Annotated in this window: 21 protein-coding genes and 1 riboswitch; of the genes, 17 read left to right on the forward strand and 4 right to left on the reverse strand. The window is 35.3% G+C overall.

Features of this window, described 5'->3' with window-relative positions; genetic code table 11:
• Nucleotides 1-204: 204 nt before the first annotated feature.
• Complete coding sequence (locus EA412_08910) at nt 205-720, forward strand: hypothetical protein (protein ID TVR78544.1); 516 nt, start codon at nt 205-207, stop codon at nt 718-720.
• A gap of 15 nt (nt 721-735) precedes the next feature.
• Nucleotides 736-1,245 carry a hypothetical protein gene (locus EA412_08915; protein TVR78545.1) on the forward strand — a complete coding sequence of 170 codons (510 nt, stop codon included), beginning with the start codon at nt 736-738 and terminating at the stop codon, nt 1,243-1,245.
• A 155-nt stretch (nt 1,246-1,400) separates the two neighbouring features.
• Here the strand turns inward: EA412_08915 and EA412_08920 are convergent, their stop codons facing one another.
• Nucleotides 1,401-2,690, reverse strand: a complete 1,290-nt coding sequence (locus EA412_08920; GenBank protein ID TVR78568.1) for an amino acid permease — start codon at nt 2,688-2,690, stop codon at nt 1,401-1,403.
• 126 nt (nt 2,691-2,816) lie between these two features.
• The gene (locus EA412_08925; GenBank protein ID TVR78546.1) at nt 2,817-3,296 is read right to left on the reverse strand and encodes a DoxX family protein; all 480 of its coding nucleotides are present in this window, start codon (nt 3,294-3,296) and stop codon (nt 2,817-2,819) included.
• 256 nt (nt 3,297-3,552) lie between these two features.
• Here EA412_08925 and EA412_08930 point away from each other — a divergent pair, with 256 nt between their 5' ends.
• Nucleotides 3,553-3,744 (forward strand): type II toxin-antitoxin system VapB family antitoxin, encoded by a 192-nt coding sequence (locus EA412_08930; protein TVR78547.1) that lies wholly within the window; start codon nt 3,553-3,555, stop codon nt 3,742-3,744.
• 199 nt (nt 3,745-3,943) lie between these two features.
• Entirely contained in the window at nt 3,944-4,138 is a 195-nt protein-coding gene (locus EA412_08935) for a hypothetical protein (GenBank protein TVR78548.1), read from the forward strand.
• 375 nt (nt 4,139-4,513) lie between these two features.
• Here the strand turns inward: EA412_08935 and EA412_08940 are convergent, their stop codons facing one another.
• Nucleotides 4,514-4,843, reverse strand: a complete 330-nt coding sequence (locus EA412_08940; GenBank protein ID TVR78549.1) for a hypothetical protein — start codon at nt 4,841-4,843, stop codon at nt 4,514-4,516.
• Between the two features lie 340 nt (nt 4,844-5,183).
• Between EA412_08940 and EA412_08945 the strand changes: the two genes are divergently transcribed.
• From EA412_08945 to EA412_08975, 7 genes are all read left to right on the forward strand, one after another.
• Complete coding sequence (locus EA412_08945) at nt 5,184-6,206, forward strand: hypothetical protein (GenBank protein TVR78550.1); 1,023 nt, start codon at nt 5,184-5,186, stop codon at nt 6,204-6,206.
• A 70-nt stretch (nt 6,207-6,276) separates the two neighbouring features.
• Nucleotides 6,277-7,068, forward strand: coding sequence for a twin-arginine translocase subunit TatC (gene tatC, locus EA412_08950; GenBank protein ID TVR78569.1), 792 nt, complete (start codon nt 6,277-6,279; stop codon nt 7,066-7,068).
• 10 nt (nt 7,069-7,078) lie between these two features.
• A complete protein-coding gene (gene rpiB, locus EA412_08955) occupies nt 7,079-7,534 on the forward strand; it encodes a ribose 5-phosphate isomerase B (protein ID TVR78551.1) in 456 nt (151 codons plus the stop codon).
• A 56-nt stretch (nt 7,535-7,590) separates the two neighbouring features.
• Nucleotides 7,591-8,799 carry a DegT/DnrJ/EryC1/StrS family aminotransferase gene (locus EA412_08960; protein TVR78552.1) on the forward strand — a complete coding sequence of 403 codons (1,209 nt, stop codon included), beginning with the start codon at nt 7,591-7,593 and terminating at the stop codon, nt 8,797-8,799.
• Nucleotides 8,800-8,810: 11 nt separating this feature from the next.
• On the forward strand, nt 8,811-9,398 hold the full coding sequence (locus EA412_08965) for a sugar transferase (protein TVR78553.1): 588 nt from the start codon (nt 8,811-8,813) through the stop codon (nt 9,396-9,398).
• 627 nt (nt 9,399-10,025) lie between these two features.
• Nucleotides 10,026-10,298 carry an HU family DNA-binding protein gene (locus tag EA412_08970; protein TVR78554.1) on the forward strand — a complete coding sequence of 91 codons (273 nt, stop codon included), beginning with the start codon at nt 10,026-10,028 and terminating at the stop codon, nt 10,296-10,298.
• 60 nt (nt 10,299-10,358) lie between these two features.
• Nucleotides 10,359-11,003 (forward strand): methyltransferase domain-containing protein, encoded by a 645-nt coding sequence (locus EA412_08975; protein TVR78555.1) that lies wholly within the window; start codon nt 10,359-10,361, stop codon nt 11,001-11,003.
• Nucleotides 11,004-11,018: 15 nt separating this feature from the next.
• Here EA412_08975 and EA412_08980 read toward each other — a convergent pair whose 3' ends face one another.
• Nucleotides 11,019-11,297, reverse strand: coding sequence for a hypothetical protein (locus tag EA412_08980; GenBank protein ID TVR78556.1), 279 nt, complete (start codon nt 11,295-11,297; stop codon nt 11,019-11,021).
• 137 nt (nt 11,298-11,434) lie between these two features.
• Nucleotides 11,435-11,641: riboswitch (cobalamin riboswitch) on the forward strand.
• 110 nt (nt 11,642-11,751) lie between these two features.
• Here EA412_08980 and EA412_08985 point away from each other — a divergent pair.
• From EA412_08985 to EA412_09010, 6 genes are all read left to right on the forward strand, one after another.
• Nucleotides 11,752-13,647: a hypothetical protein gene (locus EA412_08985; GenBank protein TVR78557.1), complete on the forward strand. Its 1,896-nt coding sequence runs from the start codon at nt 11,752-11,754 to the stop codon at nt 13,645-13,647.
• 10 nt (nt 13,648-13,657) lie between these two features.
• Complete coding sequence (locus tag EA412_08990) at nt 13,658-15,208, forward strand: T9SS C-terminal target domain-containing protein (GenBank protein ID TVR78558.1); 1,551 nt, start codon at nt 13,658-13,660, stop codon at nt 15,206-15,208.
• A 54-nt stretch (nt 15,209-15,262) separates the two neighbouring features.
• Entirely contained in the window at nt 15,263-16,756 is a 1,494-nt protein-coding gene (locus EA412_08995) for a hypothetical protein (protein TVR78559.1), read from the forward strand.
• A gap of 18 nt (nt 16,757-16,774) precedes the next feature.
• Nucleotides 16,775-17,185, forward strand: coding sequence for a T9SS C-terminal target domain-containing protein (locus EA412_09000; GenBank protein ID TVR78560.1), 411 nt, complete (start codon nt 16,775-16,777; stop codon nt 17,183-17,185).
• A 65-nt stretch (nt 17,186-17,250) separates the two neighbouring features.
• A complete protein-coding gene (locus tag EA412_09005) occupies nt 17,251-18,249 on the forward strand; it encodes a hypothetical protein (protein TVR78561.1) in 999 nt (332 codons plus the stop codon).
• Between the two features lie 65 nt (nt 18,250-18,314).
• Nucleotides 18,315-21,182, forward strand: a complete 2,868-nt coding sequence (locus EA412_09010; GenBank protein TVR78562.1) for a PKD domain-containing protein — start codon at nt 18,315-18,317, stop codon at nt 21,180-21,182.
• Nucleotides 21,183-21,424: the final 242 nt, after the last annotated feature.

The raw sequence follows: 21,424 nt of genomic DNA on the forward strand, positions 1-21,424 counted from the left end.
TAATATATTTTTAATAATAATGTTTAATATACAAGTTTGACTTAACTGTACTGTGTAAAATTTTTTTTAAAATGCTATTGAAAAACAGTGCAATAAATTAATAAACAAAGCATAACATATATCATAAAGGATTCTTTTGGTGTGTGTTTTTTTATTTTTTTCTCACTTTTTTATATTTCATTGAATTCATTTAACAAGCTCTTTATGAAAAATATAAATCGGAAAATATTAATACTATCGACTATCCTTTTTGCAGTTTTGGTTATAAATATTGGTTGTGAAAAGAAAGATAGTTTTCAAAATCCTTGTTTTGCAGCTGAGCAGTTAAAAGATCCTGTTGCAATTGAGGACGAACAACTTTATGGAAAATGGATTTTCGAAAGTTTTCAAAAAGCAGGTAGCGATTTTTTAGATAAAGAAACGCCTCCCTTTACTTTTAAGAAAAAAATGCAAATTGAAATTACAGATGAAGAAATGATACTTTGGCAGGGGCCTGTAAATAGCGGATGGACAGAGTTTTCAACTTTTGAAAATCAAAAAATTCAAATTCAGACTCAAGGTTCAACTCAAGTTGGGCGAACAAATCTTGAAGCTGAATGGGAAGACAGGTTCTTTAGTGCTTTTAATGAAACAATCTGTTACCTGTTTGAAGATGATGAGTTGATACTGAATTATAAAGAAAACAATTCTTGGTTTCAAATGAATTTTTACAGAAAGTAATTAATAAAAACTAAAATGAATAATATAATGAAGGGCAGTAAAATTCTGATAATAACAATACTGTTAATTAGCTTATCTTTTATGAAAACTCATGCTGATGAAAAAGAAGATTTGGTATCACATGAAATTGGAATTGGACCGGCATTGATAAGTTATAAATACTTAGGTAAATCTTCAGATTCTAATGGTGCTTTTCGGAGTGGGATAAGATTTGGTAATTTATTGTCTTTTTCAGCAATTAACTATATGCTGAATATAGGATATGAGAGACATGTAAGTTTGAACGAAGCAAATAATGTAATTTTTCTTTATGGCCTTGATGTGACGGGCATTGGTTTTGGAATCAGTGGGAACTACTTTATAGGTGGTGGTCCGGTTATTGGAGTCTGCTATCATATTAATAACAGATTTACAGCAAATCTTGAAGCAGGCGTAAGTTATGGATTTCTCAATACCGGAAATGATTGGAGTGATGGAATCATATTTCATAGAAATATGAATTTCATGATTGGATATAGATTTTGAGGATAAGTAAAAGTTAGCTTTAGTGTATTTTATTGCAAATACGCCAAATTAGAGATATACTACAAGAAAACATAGGTTTTATTGGCTGGATAAATCACCACATTAATGATACTTTTTGTTTAACAAATTATCTTATACACTAAAAAAGACACCAATTATTTTCTTCTTTTCAACATCAATGCAACCGTATGCCAAACTGCACCGGCTAAAATAAGTGCAAGTCCGCTCAGCCAAATGCTTGGTTCTATCCAAAATGCCAGTGTGAGGCAGGAGATTAACCCCAAAACAGGAATCCATTTAGAGTATAATCTTTTTTCTTTGGGCAGTTGTAAAGCCGATAAATTGGTGATTGCATAATAAATCAGTACTGTAAATGCACTAAATGACCAGGTGAATACCACATCCCTGCTCAATACCAGTATCGCTATGATTAGTGTGGTTGCCCAAATTGAATTCACAGGGCTTTGACTGACAGGATGTACATTTTCCAATTTTGCAGGCAAGTCTCTTCTTCTTGCCATGCCCAGCATTACACGCGATAAACCTAAAATGAGATTAAGTAATACCCCTGCCATCGCTGTAATGGCAGCCAGAGAAACAATGAGGCCCAAGCCGGGTAGTGATATTGTTTGAGCGACAATCATCAGCGGAGCAGCCCTGCCTTCAACAGTCTGTCCGAAAGCCTCAGGTTCCATCACTTGAATAGCGGTGAGCGAAACCAATAAGTAAATAATCACAATGAAAAACATACTCATTATGATTGCTTTGAGGATGGTTTTTTTCGGGTTCACCACTTCTTCTCCCAAGGTGGCAATTCGTCCGTAACCGGTATATGCCACAAACATCAGTGCTGAAGCATACACGACCGAAGAATAGGCTAAGTCATCAAACATATTTTGGATTGGTTTGACAGGCACACCTTGTGAATATACGCCTCCGAGAACCAATGCTAAAAGTCCAAAAAGTGTAAATGAAACAATCAATACATTCGCTGTATTAGTTCTTTTAATACCTCCGGAAACTAAAGCCGAAATACTGAAAAGTATCAAAAGCCCGGCTCCTGCAAGCACCCATTTTGAAGTTTGTATGTCGAAAAGATAAAAAATATATCCGGTGCAGCCCAGTACGGCAGTAGCTGCCGAAGCAGATTTTGCAATCAAAAACATCCAACCGGCGGTAAACCCCCAATATGAACCTAATACACTGTATGCATATTCGTAGGTTCCGCCACTGACAGGGAAATTAGCCGCAAGTTGTGCACTGCTCAATCCATTCAATATTGCGACTATGGCTGCAATGATAATAGCGATAAAAATACCGTTTCCGGCAAACTGTGTTGCAATTGCCAGGCTGACAAACAGGCCGGTTCCCAAAATTGAACCCAGCCCCATCATGATGGCTCCGGGTGTTTTAATCGAACGTTTGAGTGCGTTTTTCAATGGTATTTTTTTCGTTTCGTAATACGCCAATGAAATTTATCATGGGCAACTTCAATTTGTTAAATATTTGTTAACATGATAGCTGTAATCTTCAGTCAGAAAACTTAAATTGAAGCTTGAGTTTTTTTACAATCATTTTATTCCGGAAGTTAGTTTTTTATCTATTGACCGGGCGCCTCCACCCCTCATTAACAGAAATAAACTACAAAAAAGCATAGCCAAATCGTTACGGGATTCGTGCAACATACTCAGCAAACCATAATGCTCAAGTTCGCGTAAGCTAAAGCCCAAAAACTCGCTCCCCAGTAAAATTGGAATTTTAGTTGTAAACAAAGCAACCAGCATGATGATAATGAGCGGTACAGCAGCAAAACGCGTAAAAAGGCCAATTAAAATCATTAAGCCAAAAATGATTTCAGCACCGGCGACAAAATATCCGTTAAATTCCGGAAAAGGAATGCCGATGCGTTCAAATCTGCCGCCACCTCTGAGGGCAGGATAAATCAGTTTTTGTATCCCTTCGGAGAAAAAGACAAGCCCTACAACAAATCGGATCAAAATTGTTGCTCGATTATTGTCCGTCATTAAAAGCTTATTGATATAACTGCTCATTTGTAAGTTTTTTCAAAGATATTATTTTTAAAGTTGAAGTGCAAAAATCGCAGAGATAGGAGATAGGAAGAAGGTATTAGCAGTCATCTCCATAATGGAACTTTGTGATACGGAAGGCTGGAAGATGGGAGCGGGAATTTGATGAATGGCAACCCCTCCCGTCAGTGCGCTTTTAAAGTGTCAGACAGGTTTTTGTAAAGACAAACTTGAGTCTATAATCATTTTGTGTTATATTTGTGTATAAGCCATACACATTATGCATACTAATATTGAAATAGATGAAAAGCTGATAAGAGAAGCCATGAAAATCAGCCGGTTAAGTACAAAAAGAGAAACGGTTGAGTTAGCACTTAAAGAATTAATCGCTGCAGCTAAACGTAAACGTTTTTTGCAATTAAAGGGAAAAGTGAAATGGGATACTAACCTGGATAAATTGCGACAAGTATGAATGAAGTAGTAGTCAAGTACTAAGTGCTACTTTGCGCAAACCATTGTGAACTTTGTGTTACTGAGGGCTGGAAGAGGGTTAATGGCACCCCTCCCGTAAGCACGCTTTCATAGCGTCAGACGGGTTGTTGGAGTTGAAACAACACTTCAAAATATTCTTCAAAAAATTGTATAAATTTGAATTAAAGAATTTTAGACACATGAAAAGTGCGATTTTTACAAGTGAATCAGACAAAGACCTTAAACTTCTTTTGGAACTGGCAAAAAAACTGGGGATAAAAACTAAAGTTTTATCAAAAGAAGAATATGAAGATTTAGGATTAAAGTTGGCAATGGATAAAGGTAAGATCGGTGAATTTGTTGATACAGAGAAGTTTCTAAAAAGCTTGAAATGATTGTTTAAATTTATAAGTCGTTGGAAAAGGACATGCTTCAAATCAATGACAAATCTGTTAAATCCAAACTTACCACAATTATTAATCAGATGCTTGAAGCATCAGGTTTAAAAGAAATTCAGCACATAAAAAAATTAAAGGAACCAAGAACTATTATAGAATCAGAATTTGTAATTACAGACTTGGAATCATAGTTGATAGTAATCAAGTTGAACTGATTAGATTGTTTACCGAAAGGATATTTATAATTACTTCCCATAAATGATTAGGTGATTGATTTTTAAAAACATTTATTGTTTTATTGCTAACCATATAGAATAATTCAAAAAAATTTACCTCTCTCGTCGGCAAACTTTCTTAGCATAAGAAGGGTTGTTATAGAGTTTCATATATTGCAATTATTGCACAAGATGTGATGCATACGTAAAATAGTACTAATGAGAAATAAATTTTACGCTCTACCCGGATGACTTTTTGCAAAATTGAAGCTTCTAAATTTTGTAAGTTGTTAGGGAAAAAAAACGGTATGATTAATTCAACCATTATTTGAAAATCCTTAAGTCCGGAATTTGCAAGAAATTTAAAAATAGACTTATCGGCAATTTTATTCAATTGGCTTAAATACACAAAGTGGTAGTAAAATTTGAAGTATTGGGCAAATATGCCAATGTATAAAAAATAAAATAAATAATCTGTTGGAATCATGTGCTTAAAAGCAGTAAATATTTTTTTCTTAATGCAATGAAAACACTAATCATACAGCAAACCTACTATTGATTGTAAATTTATTCAACCCTTTTGCTACTATATCCACCACTCATTTTTTAGAATCAAATCCAATATATTTTTGCAACTTGTTTTGTTTAGTTTTTTTATGTTTTTGCTTACCACTATCATTTAAACAATTTTGTAAAAACCTATTTTTAAACAAAACAGTGAATCAAACTTAAATTTTGTAATTTTGTATTTAATGATACAGCAGGTGGGCTTTTTGTTTGCTAACTGTTTTCATTGCAATTAAACACTAAACCTAAATTTTTTGCTCATGAAACTTAAGATATTTTTAATCATAATTAGTGCAATCTTTTTGTTAGAAAGTTGTGTTCCGGCTCAAAAATTGGATGATGAGCGCAAAAGAACAGAGCGTTTAGAAAGTGAAAACACCCGCTTAGTAAGCCGGGTACAGAATTTAGAAGAGGATAATAAAGAGAAATCTATGCAGGTTGCCGAAACTCAGAGGGCAATTCAAGGATTAGTGCAGGATACAACCAGTTATGGCTTGCGATACAGACGAATGCGTGAAATGAATGATGATTTGAACAGATTATACGAAGAGGTAATTGAACAAAATAAAAACCTCTTACAAACCTCAAGTTCAGAACAGGAAAGACTTACAAGAGAATTAGATAATAAGATTCGGGAACTCAATGAGAAATCTAAAGATATACAAAAGCAGGAAAATGAATTATTAGCTCTTCAGCAGTCTGTTCAGCAGCAACGCTCTAATATTGATGACCTAAACGTAAACCTGAAGGAAAGAGAAAAAAGAGTAGAAGAACTAGAAAGTCTGATAGCTAAGCAAGACTCTGCAACCAAAGCTTTAAGAGAAAATATTGCACAATCACTTTTAGGTTTTGACAAAGAAGACCTAACGGTTGAAGTTCGGGACGGCAAGATTTATGTCTCTCTGGCTGAACAATTACTGTTTCAATCAGGGAGTATACAGGTTGACCCCAAAGGAGTTCGTGCTTTGAAGTCTCTGGCTGAAGTTTTATCCCGTCAGGAAGATGTTTCTATAATGATAGAAGGCCATACCGATAATGTACCGATAAGAACATCCTGTATAAAAGATAACTGGGATTTAAGTGTCCTGAGAGCTACATCTATTATACGAATTTTAACTGAAAATACCGGATTGGATTCTCAAAGAGTAATTGCTTCCGGAAGAGGAGAGCATTTGCCGGTAGCTACAAATGAAGATAGGGCAGGCAGGTCTTTGAACAGAAGAACCGAAATAATTGTTGCTCCTGATTTAGATCAGGTATTTCAATTGCTGGAAAGTAATTGATGATAATTAAACCATGCGCGAAGAAACAGCATACATAGGAGAAAAAAAAGAGTCGACAAAGGTTAAAGAAATGTCATTTGTAGACCATCTTGAAGAATTAAGATGGCACCTCATTCGATCAGCAATTGCACTTTTTACCTTTACGATTATAGTTTTTTTATCAAAAGAGTTAATCTTTGATACACTGATTTTTGGACCAACAAAATCATCTTTCCCAACCTATGTGGGTCTTTGCCAACTTTCATCAGCTTTAGGATTAGGTGATCTGCTTTGTCTGGGTGATTATTCATTTATTTTTATTAATACCGAAATGGCCGGACAGTTTCTGGTCCACCTGAAGGTGTCTTTGGTATTGGGTTTTGTATTAACTTTTCCCTATTTATTTTGGGAGTTGTGGAGGTTCATAAAACCCGGACTTTATCAAAAAGAAATAACTTACACAAGAGGAATCGTCTTCTTTAGCAGTTTGCTGTTTTTTACCGGAGTCTCTTTCGGATATTTCATTTTAACCCCTTTTGCTATTAATTTTTTCGGTACTTATTCCGTTACTGACATTGTAAATAATACCTTCACACTGACCAATTACACCGGGTTTTTAACCATGTTTGTATTGGCTTCCGGCATATTGTTTGAATTACCCATGGTAGTGTATTTTCTATCGAAACTGGGGCTTTTGACACCCAAAATCATGAAAACTTACCGTAAACATGCTTTTGTAGGGATTGTAATAGTAGCTGCGGTGATTACACCGGCAGATGTTGGAACACAACTTTTAGTTACCGTTCCTGTATATGTTCTGTATGAATTTAGTATTTTCATATCAGCCAATGTTGAGCGAAAAAGGTTAAAAGATAATTTATAAAAGATTTTTTATGCAAAAAATATCAATCGGATCTGATCATGCCGGCTTTGAACTGAAGTCTAAAATCATTGATTATTTGAAAGAAAAGCAAATTGACGTAAAGGATAAGGGTACTTTTTCGGAAGATTCCGTTGATTATCCGGATTTTATTCATCCTGTAGCGGAGGCTGTAGAAAAAGATAAAAATGTCATTGGGATAGTTATTTGTGGTAGTGCAAATGGAGCTTGTATAACAGCTAATAAACATCAAAAAATCCGGGCTGCACTTTGCTGGTCGCCGGAAATAGCAACTCTTGCCCGCCAACATAATGATGCAAATGTTTTATGCCTGCCTGCCCGATTTCTGGAGACCTCAACTGCCATTGAAATTCTTGACTTATTTCTAAATACAGATTTTGAGGGAGGAAGACATCAGAAACGAGTAGATAAAATACCGGTATCTCCAATCACAAAAGACGGCAATTAAATACTCCCTTTGATTAGCAGCATTTAGATTTCACTAATTCATTCAAATTTTAACTTATGAAAGTGCCTTTTTCACCTCCCCGTATAGACGAAAAAATTATAAAGGCAGTAGAGGAAACCCTGCGAACAGGTTGGATATCAACCGGCCCTAAAACAAAATTGTTTGAGCTGGAATTAGAGAAATATACCAAAGCTCCTAAAATTTTATGTTTGAATTCTGCCACCGCCGGTCTGGAGTTAATCATGAGATACTGGGGAATCGGACCCGGTGATGAGGTAATTGTCCCGGCTTATACCTATTGTGCAACAGCCAATGTGGTAATGCATTGCGGCGCAAAACCTGTTATGGTTGATTGCGGAGAAGATTTTAATATTTCACCGGAGAAAGTTGAAAAGGCAATTACCGGCAGAACTAAAGCCATTGTGCCGGTCGATATAGGCGGTTATCCCTGTGATTACGATGCCTTATATGATATAATTGATAAAAAGAAACATCATTTTAAACCCGGTAATCAGCTGCAAAAAAAGCTTGGCCGTATTATTTTAGTAGCAGATTCCGCACACTCTATCGGAGCTTCCTATAAAGGAAAATCTTCGGGCATACTGGCAGATGTATCTTCTTTTTCATTTCATGCGGTCAAAAATCTCACTACCGCCGAAGGTGGAGCATTGTGTTTAAATTTACCCGAACCCTTTAACAACAAGGATATTTACGATTATCTCAATACTCTGTCTCTGCATGGTCAAAATAAAGATGCTTTATCAAAATTTACAAAAGCAGCCTGGGAATACGATGTTATTTACCCCGGTTACAAATGCAATATGACAGACATTCAGGCCAGTATGGGATTGGTAGAGTTGGAAAGATATGAAAGGGAAACACTCCCAAAGCGAAAAGAAATCTTTGATTTTTACTCTGCTGAACTAAAAGCATTTGATTTTTTTCAAATCCCGGAGTATGAAAGTGAGCATAAAAAAACCTCCTATCACTTATATTTACTTACGATAGCAAATGTCACAGAGGCTCAGCGTAATGAAATCATTAAAAAGGTTTTCGAGAAAGAAATTAGTGTTAATGTGCATTACAAACCTCTGCCATTGATGAGTTATTATCGCGATATGGGCTATACCTTAAAAGGGTTGGATGTAAGTAAGCGAAAATATGAACAGGAAATAAGTCTTCCCGTGTTTTTTGATTTAACGAAGGAACAGCAACAGCTTGTTATTAAATCTTTGGTGAGCAGCTATCAGGAGGTTGTTGGATAAAACGACTCAGGATGAAGCGAATTTTTGATATTTTTTTCTCTGCTACAGGATTGGTTTTTCTTTTTATCCCATTCCTGATTGTCGCTTTATGGATAAAGACTGATTCAAAAGGGGCTGTTTTTTTTAAACAAAAAAGAATTGGTCTAAATGCAAATCCCTTCTATATCTATAAGTTCAGAACCATGTTTGTGGATTCGGATAAAAAAGGGCATTTAACTGTCGGGCAAAAAGATAATCGAATAACAAAAGCAGGATTTTTTCTTAGAAAGTATAAAATTGATGAGCTGCCTCAATTGATAAATATACTTTTGGGAGAAATGAGTTTTGTCGGTCCAAGACCGGAAGTTGAAAAATATGTGAATTATTATAACGAAAGCCAGCGCCAGGTTCTGAGCGTAAAACCCGGCTTAACAGATTTTGCTTCATTAATGTATTTTGATGAAAATAGAATACTGGAATCCAAAGAAAATCCGGAGGAAGCCTATATAAAAGAGATTATGCCCCATAAATTGAAATTGAATCTGGAGTATATTCAACAACAAAGCTTTTTGCTGGACCTAAAAATAATTTTCAGAACATTGTTACGAATTGCCGGTTAACGACCGGGAGGTAGAACATTTGAGCGTGGGGACGACCTTCTGGGCTGTTTGTCTAAATTTTGTTCTTTAGCACCTTCCACTGACGGACATCCATGCCTGTTGCAATTCGTCAGACTTACAGAAGAAAATAGAATAATTATGATTAAAAGTAGTCTCATGGTTTTCAGTTTACAAGATTAAAAAAAATCTTTGCCCACATTAAGCTAATGTAAAATTAAGAAATTTATTGTCATCAAAATCATTTCACTAAAAATCCTTAAATCTAATCTGAACAAATATGGATTTTCAAGTTTTAATCTGTTTTTTGCTTAGTATTTAGAAATATTTAAATAAAAATGAATTACGAAAATTTTTAAAAGATGTTGGCTTTATAACTGTTTTCCACTTGATTATCTCTAGTTTTAGAAAATTTTAGAAAAAATTGTATATAAATCTTGTAATTTTTTTTTCGAAGATAAAATGTATAAAATACTAAAAATCAATAGGTTAAAAGAAACCTTGTCCGCAAAGCCTTGATTTTGCTATAATATTATCGATTAAATTGTCCTTAAAAATTTGTTTGTTAATGATAGTATTCTAAATTTGTATTCACCAAACCATTATTTTTTTAACATAAATCTTTGCACTATGAACAAAGGAGAATTAATCAATCAAATCGCAGAAGAAGCGGGTTTAACAAAAACTCAGGCAACTTCAGCATTAAATTCAGTACTTGACAATGTGGTAACCACATTAAAAAAGGGAGACAAAGTAACTTTAGTAGGTTTCGGAACTTTCTCGGTATCTAGCAGATCAGCAAGAACCGGAAGAAATCCACAAACCGGAGCTGAAATCAAAATCCCGGCGAAAAAAGTTGTAAAATTCAAAGCCGGAAAAGAGTTTTCTGACAAAGTAAAGTAAATTTTTAACAAATTACTTAATGCAAAGAGTAAGGCCAGACGGCTTTACTCTTTTTTATTTATGGCTAAATGGGGAATAGCTCAGTTTTTTGAACAGTTGTGGTGGAGGATTTATCTAAAAAATAAAAATCCTGAGGCATACATTCTATGGAAAAAAAAGTACTGGGAAACTTTTTTGAAACAAATCCCTGAAATAGCCTTCCCCAAAACTGCAAATAGTAGAATTTTAGACGCCGGATGTGGACCGGCAGGAATATTTCTGATTTTGCAAAATCAGAATTTTATAGCAATCGATCCCCTTTTTAACTATTACAAAGAAAAATTCCCCGCATATAACAGTTACTACAAACCGGAAGACTCTTTTATTAATTCTAAAATTGAATCTTTTTCAAGCACCGATAAGTTTGATTTAATTTTTTGCCTCAATGCCATCAATCATGTCGAGGATATTGATAAGGCTTTGACCCGATTGGCAGAGTTAAGCAATGAAAAAGCTACACTTGTTATAAGTACTGATGTACATAATTATACTTTTTTTAAAAAAATATTTCGGTTTTTTTCTTTTGATGTCCTGCACCCTTATCAGGGAGATTCAAACTATTATGAAGAAAAACTAAAAAAAGCAGGATTTTCTATTCAACGGGATTTTGTAAAAAAAAGGGAGTTCTTTTTTACGTATATAGTTTTTGTCTGTAGAAAAGATTAAGCTTTCAAAGCCTGATTAGTCGACCTCTGTATCCAGAGCGTTTATGTTTATCAAACTTTCCGTAGTAGAATCTATGTGTTCGATGATATCTAATAGTTTGATTACATTTACATCAGACCCGCCTTTCAAATGTTCTAATTCAAAATGATATACATCACCTTCCTCAAAAACATCATTTATCTCTTTCAACTCATTACTCATAGCTAAATTTAGTGTTGTTTCAAATATATCTTCCCTAAGTTTAGATAGATTATTTACAGTTTCATAAAGCATTTCCCTATAAGTACTTTCCATAAAATACACATTTAAAATTAAATAATAACACTCCATTAAGTTACGAAAATTCTAAATATTTTTAAAATAAAATGAAGAGAAATTTGACCTTTTTTATAAAAAAGAAGCAATTTGATAGAACTTTGAAAAGTAAATTCTATTTTTGCGATGTTATAGGTTCTTAACTTAAATTGTAAGTAAGATTAAAAGGGAATCAGGTGATCAATTTTGAAAATCCTGAACAGTTCCCGCTGCTGTAAGCTCTATAAACTTTTCAGAACTTCATTGCCACTATTCTTTCGGGAATGGGAAGGCTACTGAAAAGGGAGTAAGTCAGAAGACCTGCCTGTATCGTTTTTATTCATAGCTTTCGGGAAAAAAAGCAGTGAGTAGATAGTAGCATACATATCTATTCTTACGTTTATTTTCCGCATGATTTATGAATGATTAAAGTGTTTACACTAAATCATTAATTATGTGGTGTTTTTCAGCCCTTTTGGGTTTGATTTTTGGTCTTTTACCGTATTTTTCTGCCGGCAACAACTTTGGCAGTTCAATGCCGGACTCTGTCTTATTACCTGAAGTTTTTATTAAAGAATCCAGGCTTGCTTTTTTAGACAGACCTTTTCAGGAAAAAATGGATACTGTTTTTCTTTCCAAAGCAAAAACACCTTCTTTAAGTAGTTTTTTAACGCAACATAATACGGCTTATCTCCGAACGAACAGCCCCGGTCTGTTGTCGACAATGACAATAAGGGGAGGCGCAGCTGTTCATACCCGTGTGCTGTGGAATGGTTTTCCGATTCATAGTCCCATGAATGCATTGGTTGATTTTTCTCTCCTGCCTCTCTACTTTATTGATCAGCTGGATGTAGTAAATGGAAGCAGTATGTCTATGCCGGGCGAAAGTGGCCTTGCAGGAACTGTTATTCTCAATTCTAAAGCGCCGGCCTCAGGAACTCGTTTTTCAGCTACCTCCTCTTATGGAAGTTTTAGCGAGTTAAATCAACAACTTCAGTTTTCGCATAATTATGATGCAGGAAGCTTTAATTTAAGAGCATTTTACCATCAGTCAACAAACAATTTCAGTTATTCAACTCCTGATAACAATGAGAACAGACGTTTGTCAAATGCTGAAAGCTACCAATCCGGGGTTCTCGGTGAAAAGTATTTGCATTTATCTGACAGGCAGCGTTTAGCTTTTCGTTTTTGGTTTCAAGAGGCTAAAAGAGAAATTCCTCCTACTATCTTTCAGGATAAATCCCTGGCTTTTCAGCAAGATTTGATTTACAGACCTCAAATAGAGTGGCATGTCAATTTTAGTCCTTCATTAAATTTTCGCTTTAGTTCTTCAGCTTCTTTTGAAGAAGTTTTATACGATGACGAAGCTGCAGATTTATTCAGTACTAACCGATCACAAAGTTATTTTCAGGACTTGGAATTAGTCTGGAAGCCTAATACTCAACATCATTTTTTGTTTGCTTTGAGAAATCAATATCAAACTGCCCGGGCAGATGGATACAGTGAAAGGGCAGAACAAATGGATTTTTCATTTTTAACAGCCTATAAAGGATATTATTTAAACAGGCGGGGAGGCTATGCTTTGTCGCTTAAGGGATTAGCTGATGAAACGGACTTTTACCCTTCAGGAGCAGTTGAAAAATGGTTTTTAATCTTAAAAAATGTCAGATTAACCGCCAAGACTCATTATGATTTCAGAAAACCCTCTTTTAATGATTTATACTGGGTCCCGGGTGGGAATCCGGAACTTCTGCCTGAGATTGCATTTGGTCAGGAAATAGATCTTGAGACAATTATGTTCAGAGAAAATTCAAGTTTTGATTTGATCTTTAATACTGCAATTTTTCACAGAAAGACAACGAATTATATACAATGGAGGCCGGGGAATAACAATTTCTGGGAGGCCTTTAACCTCAGTGATGTGACGGCAATGGGAGCAGATTTGAGTTTAAGTGCACAGTACAGTATGGCTGAACATTCCTTTAAACTAAGCCCATCGATTAGTTATGTTCGTTCATATTTAACAGAAAGTCCTGCTAAAGAGCAGTTGATTTACACCCCTGAATTTATGGGAAGTATTAATTTTTACTGGCTTTTCAAACGGATATCCCTGATTGCTGAATGGCAATATACAGGCGAGCGATATCTCACAACAGATAATTCACAAAGTTTACAGGCATATAATGTTTTGAATATGGCTTTTCAATATCAGTTATTAGAGAATAAGCATAATGTTTTGCTTTTTTTCAGGGCAAATAACTTGTTCAATGCGACTTATCAGAATATGTCTTCCCGTCCAATGCCGGGAATAAATTTTAAAGGCGGAATACAATATACTTTTATCAAATAAACCAATTTTTATGAAAACAATGAAGACTCTTTTATCAATTTGTATTATTATGCTTGTATGCGTAGGCTATGCAAAAGCAGACGAAAAAATTCACAATCAATTATTTGTAATTTCCGGAGGTGAATTCGGTGTTCCCGGCAATCAGGTTAAATTGGGGGTTTATTATCCCTATGACAACCATTTTTTTTATTTTGATTCCTTACCGGGAAATTTTACCGGTGCTTCACAGGTAGTTGATTATGATGGATTGAATTATTTACTGGCAACAGTCGGTGATGAACTTCATTTATATGATGCAAATACTTATGAGTGGCTGGATAGTATTCATTTGGCAGGAATTAATGATATTGTTTTTGATGAACAAAGCGGTTTTCTATACTTAAGTCGTTCTTTTCCGGCAACAGATCAGGAATTTGTAAAACTAAATTTTCCGGATTTGACAATTGCAGACTACTATGATGTCAATATGGAAGCTTCAAGGATTTTATTGACAGATTCCTTGGTTTGGCTATCTGCTCCGGGTGGCTGGATGAATGATACAGGTTTGGTTTTAGCATTTGAGCGTTTTGAATCAAGCATAACTTTACGTGAATCATTTGATTTAGGAACTGACGGCGATGGAATCGGATTTTTATTTTCCTATGAAGATAAAGTTATGGCAGTAGCTTCAAACAGTAAAAATCTGATTGAAATAGACCTTCAGGATTTACAAGTTGATTCACATGCTGTAAACACTTCTTCTTTTTCAAGAGGTTACGGAGTGAAAGATAACTTACTGTTTGTTTCATACGGAGGTTGGTCATCGGAAGGTATCGGTACCTTTAATCTGGATACAAAGCAGCCGGAAGATACAGCTATTTACACGGGTTCAGTATCCAAAGCATTATATGAGCCGTATAGTGACAAAATGTACACATTAGCTACTGATTTTTCCACTTTTGGTTACTTAAAAGTATGGGATAGTAGTTTTGTTATGACAGACTCTATTGCATTGTGGATTTCGCCGGAGGCATTAAGTGCTGATGTACGTTACGTTCCGCAGGCTGATTTTGAATTGCCTTCAGGGACAATTTTTGCTAATCAGGATGTTTTAGTGCAAAATACGAGTGAAAATGCAGTAAGTTTTCATTGGGAGATTGTGCCAAACACATTTGCTTTTGAAAATGGCACAAATGAAAACTCTTTGAACCCGGAAATCAGATTTCTTGAACAAGGCACTTATGACATTACTTTGACAGCCTCTATTCCCGGCTATAGTGTAGAAAAGATAATGGAATCGGTTGAGGTAGACTTTTCAGTTAGTACTGAAGAAAACCTTACTTCCACTCCGGAGTTTCAATTTTATCCAAATCCGGCGTCTGATAAGTTATTTTTAGATAATCAGTTTCACACTGAGGTAGTCTTTGAACTGTATAGCATAGAAGGGAGACAATTAGAGAAAAGAATCCTTGAGAAAGGAGAAAGAGTAACTATATCTCTGAACAATTTCCCTAAAGGAGCATATTTGTTGCGTATTCAAAGTGATTTTAAGTCTGAAAATCATAGTTTGATAATTAATTAACTAAATTGAAGCTGCATTTCAGGTAATTTTTAAATGCACTAAATAAAGGCTTTTATGATTTTTTTTAACTGCAAAAAGTTTTGTTTGCTGTTGTTGACCTTAGTCAGTGCGGAATTATCGGCTATTAATTTACAGATTAAGAATCCGGAATTTATCAATGACAAAGTCTATGTAGATATTAGTTGGGAAAATAGCTGGAACTATAATGATACCAAGCCCCCATATAATTATGATGCTGTCTGGGTTTTTATGAAATATAAAAATTCAGATGGTATTTGGGGGCATTTATGCATTTCGTCAGACAGTACACTTCATTATCTGAGTTACAACTCAATGAAAATAAGTACCGTTGATGACGAAATGGGTGTTTTTGTTAAAAGAAGAAGTGGTGAAGGGACGAATAACTTTAGACTTGGATTATCTTTTTGTTCAACATTTGCTCAGGATATTTATGAGTTACAAGTATTTGGGATAGAAATGGTTTACATTCCTGAGGAGGCTTTTTATGTTGGAGACGGTGAGTCAAACAATCATTTGCATAAATGGCCTGCCGGCGGGCCTTATTACGTAGACAGTGAGCTTCCAATTGAGCTTGGTGAGGTAAATAATTCCATGCAGACAACAGGGAATGATTTGTTGTCAGGGCAAATAGGAGAGAATTATCCAAAAGGGTTTAACGCTTTTTATGCCATGAAATATGAAATTAACCAATGGCAGTATACTGACTTTTTGAATACGCTGACTTTTGAGCAGCAGCTTTCAAGGGTTTCAAATAATCCTGAGAGTCCCAAGTCTTCAAGCGCTTATGTTCCTGATAACTCTTTTCATTTTAGAAACAATATTGTAATAAAGCAAAGTGGAGATGAAAACTTATCTAAGCCGGCAGTTTATGAAGTTAGAAACAACAGCTTTCCGTTTTATGATGGGAAACACAGGTCTGCAAATTTTCTAAGTTGGTATGATGTGCTGGCCTATCTGGATTGGTCCGGATTAAGGCCCATGACAGAACTTGAGTTTGAAAAGATTTGTAGAGGGCCGAAAGTTCCGGTGCCTTTAGAATTTGCCTGGGGCACTCCTTTTCATATTTCGGCTATAGACCCTATTTTAGACGCTACAATATATGAGCATGTATCTCAAACGGGCACGATTACGGCAGGAATTTTAAGTCATGGTTACGATAGTCCGCAAGGTCCGCTTCGAAACGGATTTTCCTCTTTTTTGGCTCAAAACAGAGTGCAGGCAGCTGCATCTTATTACGGAGTGATGGAAATGAGCGGGAATGTATGGGAAGTTGCAGTTGGTTTAAGGTCGGATGCACTTCAATTTATTGGAAGCCACGGTAATGGTATATTGTCAAATACAGGGAATACAACTCAATCTGATTGGCCCGTGGAAAAAGGCGGGTATATATACAGAGGTGGAGGTTGGAATTCTGGAGTATTGCCGGGTTTTCGAGATGCATCAGTATCTGATAGGTTTTATGACAACTGGAACTTATCGGGTAGAAGAAATACATCAGGGGGCAGGGGAGTCCGATCAGCTCATTAATATTTAAAAAGATTTCTTATGAAATATCAAATGTATGTTTTTGTTTTAGCTTTATTTCTAATGTTGACTTTCACTCGGCAAGGGTATTCCAATATTCCATTTATGGGAGGAACCGGAGGTGGTTACGCTTCTGTTAAGTTAAAAATCAATGAAGTTTCTGGTGTTTCTGAACAAAATAAGGTCTCAGAGTTTAAACTTTACCCTAACCCATTGGCTGAAAACAAAACCTTATATTTATTGGCTGAAAATTTTTCTGAAACTGAAAAGGCTTTGCTATACATCTATGACAGCAAGCTGAGATTGCTCAGAAACGAACATTTTATTGTTTCGGAAACGACTACCCTCAGTTTAAATTTACCTGCCGGCATATATTTTTTACAAATAAGAGTGTCAGAAGAAGTAAACACAAAAAAACTAATAATCTATTGATTATGAAGCTATTAAAACGAAACTCACTTAGCGGAATAATTGTATTATTTCTGTTTGCTTTTTTAATGTCCTGTTCAAAAGATGAAGTTGAAGAGAAAGAAATCATCAGCGCGGATATAGAAAGGGTTTTTATTATTAATGAAGGTAATTTTCAATGGGGGAATGCCGGTATATCTCTTTTTTTACCTGATTCAAATAAAATTATTGAAGACTATTATCAACAAGTTAATAATCAAAGTCTGGGAGATGTTGCCTTGTCAATGATTTCAGATGAAAGCTATTTTTATATAGTCGTAAACAATAGTTCAAAAATAGAAGTGGTTGATAAGCGGGATTTTAAAAGAATAGAAACTATAAGTGGATTTAACTCTCCCAGGTATATTGTAAAAGGGGCAAATCAAAAAGCATATGTAAGCGATTTGTATGAGGACGCTGTTTATGTGATTGATTTGTTATCAAGAAAAATTTTAAAGCAAATACCTTTAGCCGGCTGGACGGAGGAAATGCTTTTGATTGAGGATAAACTCTATGTGACTAATTTGCGGACGGATTATTTGTATATAATTGATGTAAATACAGATGAATTGACGGATTCTATTTATTTAGCCTGCAAATCATATTCTCTAATAGAAGATAATAGCGGAAAACTATGGGTTCTTTGTCCGGGAAGTAGTTTTGATAATGAAGAAGCGTTTTTGATATCCGTAAATCCGGTTGATAATCAATTGCAACATACAATCAGTTTTTCACCTCAGGTTACCGGAGTTAAAGGTCTGCAAAAAAATGCCGGTGGAGATAAACTCTTTTATGCAGTAAATAATGATATTTTTAAAAAAAGTGCCTATAATTTTGACTTACCTCAAACACCATTTATAGAAAGTCAAAGCCAGAATATTTATGACTTTTTCATACATCCGGTAACCAATGATTTTTATGTTTTGGACGCTAAGGATTATAATAGTCGGGGAGCCCTTTTTATTTATGATTCAGAAGGAAACTTCAAAGAAAAATTTAAAACAGGCATTATCCCTACATTTGTATACTTTGAAAGGATTGAAAAATAATGAGTTGCAAGGCTGATAAAAAAACTTTAACTTTATAGATTGATTGCATATCAATCGGGTTAAAGATGAAAATATTTAGACTCTTAGGGTGTTTGTTGTTTATCATCATTTTTTTAACAGGCATTTCTCAAAAGAAGCTTTCAGCATCTCATATAGTTGGAGGGGATATTTTTTATGAATGTTTGGGAAATAATGATTATAAAGTAACCATTATAATTTACAGAGACTGTTATCTTGGACTAGCTCCTTTTGACAATCCTTTGTATTTAGCCGTATATGATATAAACGATTCGTTGCATAACACTTATATGTTGCCGTTTCCCGGAGCAACAAATATCCCACCGACCACTTCAGACCCTTGTTTACAGGCGCCATTAGATGTTTGTGTAGAAGAAGGTGTTTATGAAATAACTATAAATTTACCTCCTCAGCCGGGAGGCTATTACCTTTCACACCAGCGCTGTTGCAGAAACAACACTATAGCCAATATAATAGACCCCGGGGCATCCGGATCAACCTATACAATTCATATTCCCGGGCCTGACTTAGTGAGTTGTAATAACAGTGCTTATTTTAATGATTTTCCTCCAATAGTTATCTGTGCCAATCAGCCATTTGTTTTTGATCATAGCGCAACAGATCCCGATGGAGACAGTTTATCTTATGAATTTTGTGAGCCTTTGCTTGGAGCAACGTTCAATTTTCCAATGCCTGCTGTGCCGGCATCTCTGCCTTTTGACCCTGTTAACTGGCTGGCACCATTTAATGTAAATAATCCTTTACCGGCAAATCCTCCTTTAGCAATTGACCCTGTAACAGGAGAAATAACCGGAACTCCGAATCAATTGGGGCAGTATGTAATTGGGGTTTGTGTAAGAGAATACAGAAATGGTGTTTTTATTGGTAAAACCAGACGTGATTTTCAGTTTAATGTAACGGATTGTTCCATTAATGTAGAAGCTTTAATTCCTGTGATTGATACATCGGCAGCAGCTTCTTTAGGAACTTCCGGCTTGTATATAACGCAGTGTAACAAGTTTGATGTAGATTTCATTAATCAAAGCATAAACGCTACTTCTTATTTTTGGGATTTTGGAGATGGGAATACATCAACTGATTTTCAGCCAAATCATGTTTATCCGGATACAGGCACCTATGTTGTTACACTAATTGCAAATCCGGGTTCTGTATGTTCCGATACTACGGATGTTTTAGTGGAAATTTATCCTTTTTTTGAAGCGGATTTTCTTGCTAACTCTGTTTGCGTTGGAGAGTCTGTATTTTTTGAAGATTTAACAGTTTCATCATTTAATGATGTGGAAAGCTGGAATTGGAGTTTTGGTGACGGGGAATTTTCTACTAATCAGAATCCGGTACATGTTTATGACCAGCCGGGAACTTATCTGGTGATTTTAGAAGCAGAGAGTGAAAAGGGGTGTTATGATATTAGAGAAATGGTTTTAGAGATTTATGGCCCTCCTGAAGTTACTCTGAATTTTAATTCTTTTTGTCTGGGAGATGAAATTGTTTTTGTACCGGATATAAATATAAATGCGGATAGTATAACTCAGCAGTCCTGGACTTTGAATGGCCAGCCTTTCTTTTTTACCGATAGCTTTACAATTAGTTTTCAGCAAACCGGTAGTTATGAAATTATTGTAAATCAACAGAATTCATATGGTTGTGAAATGCAAGATACCCTATTGTTTGATGTAGATGAACCACCAACGGCTTTGGCCGGACCTGATACAGTGGTTTGTTATTTAGATACCTTTCAGATTGAAGGAAGTGGGAGTCTTTTTTATAATTGGTCACCTTCTGCAAATGTAGTTCATGCAGACTCATCCACCACCGGTGCTTTCATTACAGAAAGTCAATGGTTTTATCTTACAGTAACGGATCAAAACGGATGTGCTGACAGTGATAGTTTATTTGCTGAGGTTGTTCCATTGCCTGAGTTAAGCATTTCACCAGATACGATAATTTGTTTGGGGGATTCAATAAATCTTTTCGTAGATGGAGGAGTTCAATATAACTGGTTGACAGATTCAAGCACCTCTACAGTTGAAGATTTTAATCAGTTGCTTGTTTACCCTTATCAAGAGGAGGAGTTTTTGGTAGAAGGTTTTAATAGTTTTGGTTGCAGGAATACTATTTCTGCTGTGGTGGATGTTATTTATCCGCTAAATTCAAACGGTCCTTTTACTTTTGAGCTATGTTATGAGGATAGTCTGATTATTCGTGCAGAGGGTGGAGAAGGTTATAATTGGTATCCGGATTTTGCGGTTACTCCAAATACAGGTGATGAAGTTTTATTTGAAGCTTTTTTTGACCAGCAAATCATCGTGGAAAAGTATAATGAATGTTTTAGTGCTTATGACACTTTTAATCTTATTGTCCATGACCCGCCTGAATTATGGACTGATGAAGAAGAATTGACTTTTTTTATGGGTCAGGGACTGGATATAGAAGTGTTTACCTCAGATGAAGGTGATTTGCAATGGCAGCCGGAATCTATTTTTGATTGTGCAGATTGCTTTCTTACAACTGCATTTCCGGATAGCAGTATGTGGGTTACAGCAAACTTAATAAGTATGAATGGTTGTTTGTCATCGGTTGATATCCGTTTAGATATGATAGATGAATGCACGAGTTTTGTTTATATTCCAAATACCTTTACTCCAAACGGAGATGGTTTTAATGATGTCTTATACGTTCGGACTCTTTACCCTATTGAATTAAAATATTTCAGAGTTTTTGATCGCTGGGGTAACTTAGTCTTTGAAACAAACTCTGTTGATAGAGGCTGGGATGGAGATATAGCAGGTGGAGAGTATGCTCAATTGGGAGTTTATGCATTTGTAGTTGCGTATAGATGCCCAATAAATAATTCTATTATTGAATTGTTTGGAAATACTACTCTCATCCGTTAATTTATATTTTTTATATTTATTCTTCAATTTGTTGTCTTTACAAGCAATGTTTTTAATTCTTTTATTATTTTTACGATTACAAATATTTAATTATTGGTGAAATAACATTAAACTAAACGTTATGAAGAATAAAATTACATTGATTTTGAGCTGTTTCTTTTTTATTTTTACAAGCTCAACCGAAGCTCAGGACATTCATTTTTCTCAGTTTTACAACTCGCCCCTGACGTTGAATCCATCCT

This window comes from Chitinophagaceae bacterium (genome assembly GCA_007695095.1).
In the GTDB taxonomy this organism is placed as follows: Bacteria; Bacteroidota; Bacteroidia; order Chitinophagales; family REEL01; genus REEL01.

Bases quoted from the DNA above. Each gene is read 5' to 3' on its own strand.
- EA412_09000 (TVR78560.1), top strand. From the start codon at position 16,775: ATGAAATATCAAATGTATGTTTTTGTTTTAGCTTTATTTCTAATGTTG.
- EA412_09010 (TVR78562.1), top strand. From the start codon at position 18,315: ATGAAAATATTTAGACTCTTAGGGTGTTTGTTGTTTATCATCATTTTT.
- EA412_08985 (TVR78557.1), top strand. From the start codon at position 11,752: ATGTGGTGTTTTTCAGCCCTTTTGGGTTTGATTTTTGGTCTTTTACCG.
- EA412_08975 (TVR78555.1), top strand. From the start codon at position 10,359: ATGGCTAAATGGGGAATAGCTCAGTTTTTTGAACAGTTGTGGTGGAGG.
- EA412_08925 (TVR78546.1), bottom strand. From the start codon at position 3,296: ATGAGCAGTTATATCAATAAGCTTTTAATGACGGACAATAATCGAGCA.
- EA412_08990 (TVR78558.1), top strand. From the start codon at position 13,658: ATGAAAACAATGAAGACTCTTTTATCAATTTGTATTATTATGCTTGTA.
- EA412_08915 (TVR78545.1), top strand. From the start codon at position 736: ATGAATAATATAATGAAGGGCAGTAAAATTCTGATAATAACAATACTG.
- tatC (TVR78569.1), top strand. From the start codon at position 6,277: ATGTCATTTGTAGACCATCTTGAAGAATTAAGATGGCACCTCATTCGA.
- EA412_08910 (TVR78544.1), top strand. From the start codon at position 205: ATGAAAAATATAAATCGGAAAATATTAATACTATCGACTATCCTTTTT.
- EA412_08940 (TVR78549.1), bottom strand. From the start codon at position 4,843: ATGATTCCAACAGATTATTTATTTTATTTTTTATACATTGGCATATTT.
- EA412_08995 (TVR78559.1), top strand. From the start codon at position 15,263: ATGATTTTTTTTAACTGCAAAAAGTTTTGTTTGCTGTTGTTGACCTTA.
- EA412_08930 (TVR78547.1), top strand. From the start codon at position 3,553: ATGCATACTAATATTGAAATAGATGAAAAGCTGATAAGAGAAGCCATG.
- EA412_08935 (TVR78548.1), top strand. From the start codon at position 3,944: ATGAAAAGTGCGATTTTTACAAGTGAATCAGACAAAGACCTTAAACTT.
- EA412_08960 (TVR78552.1), top strand. From the start codon at position 7,591: ATGAAAGTGCCTTTTTCACCTCCCCGTATAGACGAAAAAATTATAAAG.
- rpiB (TVR78551.1), top strand. From the start codon at position 7,079: ATGCAAAAAATATCAATCGGATCTGATCATGCCGGCTTTGAACTGAAG.
- EA412_08980 (TVR78556.1), bottom strand. From the start codon at position 11,297: ATGGAAAGTACTTATAGGGAAATGCTTTATGAAACTGTAAATAATCTA.
- EA412_08945 (TVR78550.1), top strand. From the start codon at position 5,184: ATGAAACTTAAGATATTTTTAATCATAATTAGTGCAATCTTTTTGTTA.
- EA412_09005 (TVR78561.1), top strand. From the start codon at position 17,251: ATGTCCTGTTCAAAAGATGAAGTTGAAGAGAAAGAAATCATCAGCGCG.
- EA412_08970 (TVR78554.1), top strand. From the start codon at position 10,026: ATGAACAAAGGAGAATTAATCAATCAAATCGCAGAAGAAGCGGGTTTA.
- EA412_08965 (TVR78553.1), top strand. From the start codon at position 8,811: ATGAAGCGAATTTTTGATATTTTTTTCTCTGCTACAGGATTGGTTTTT.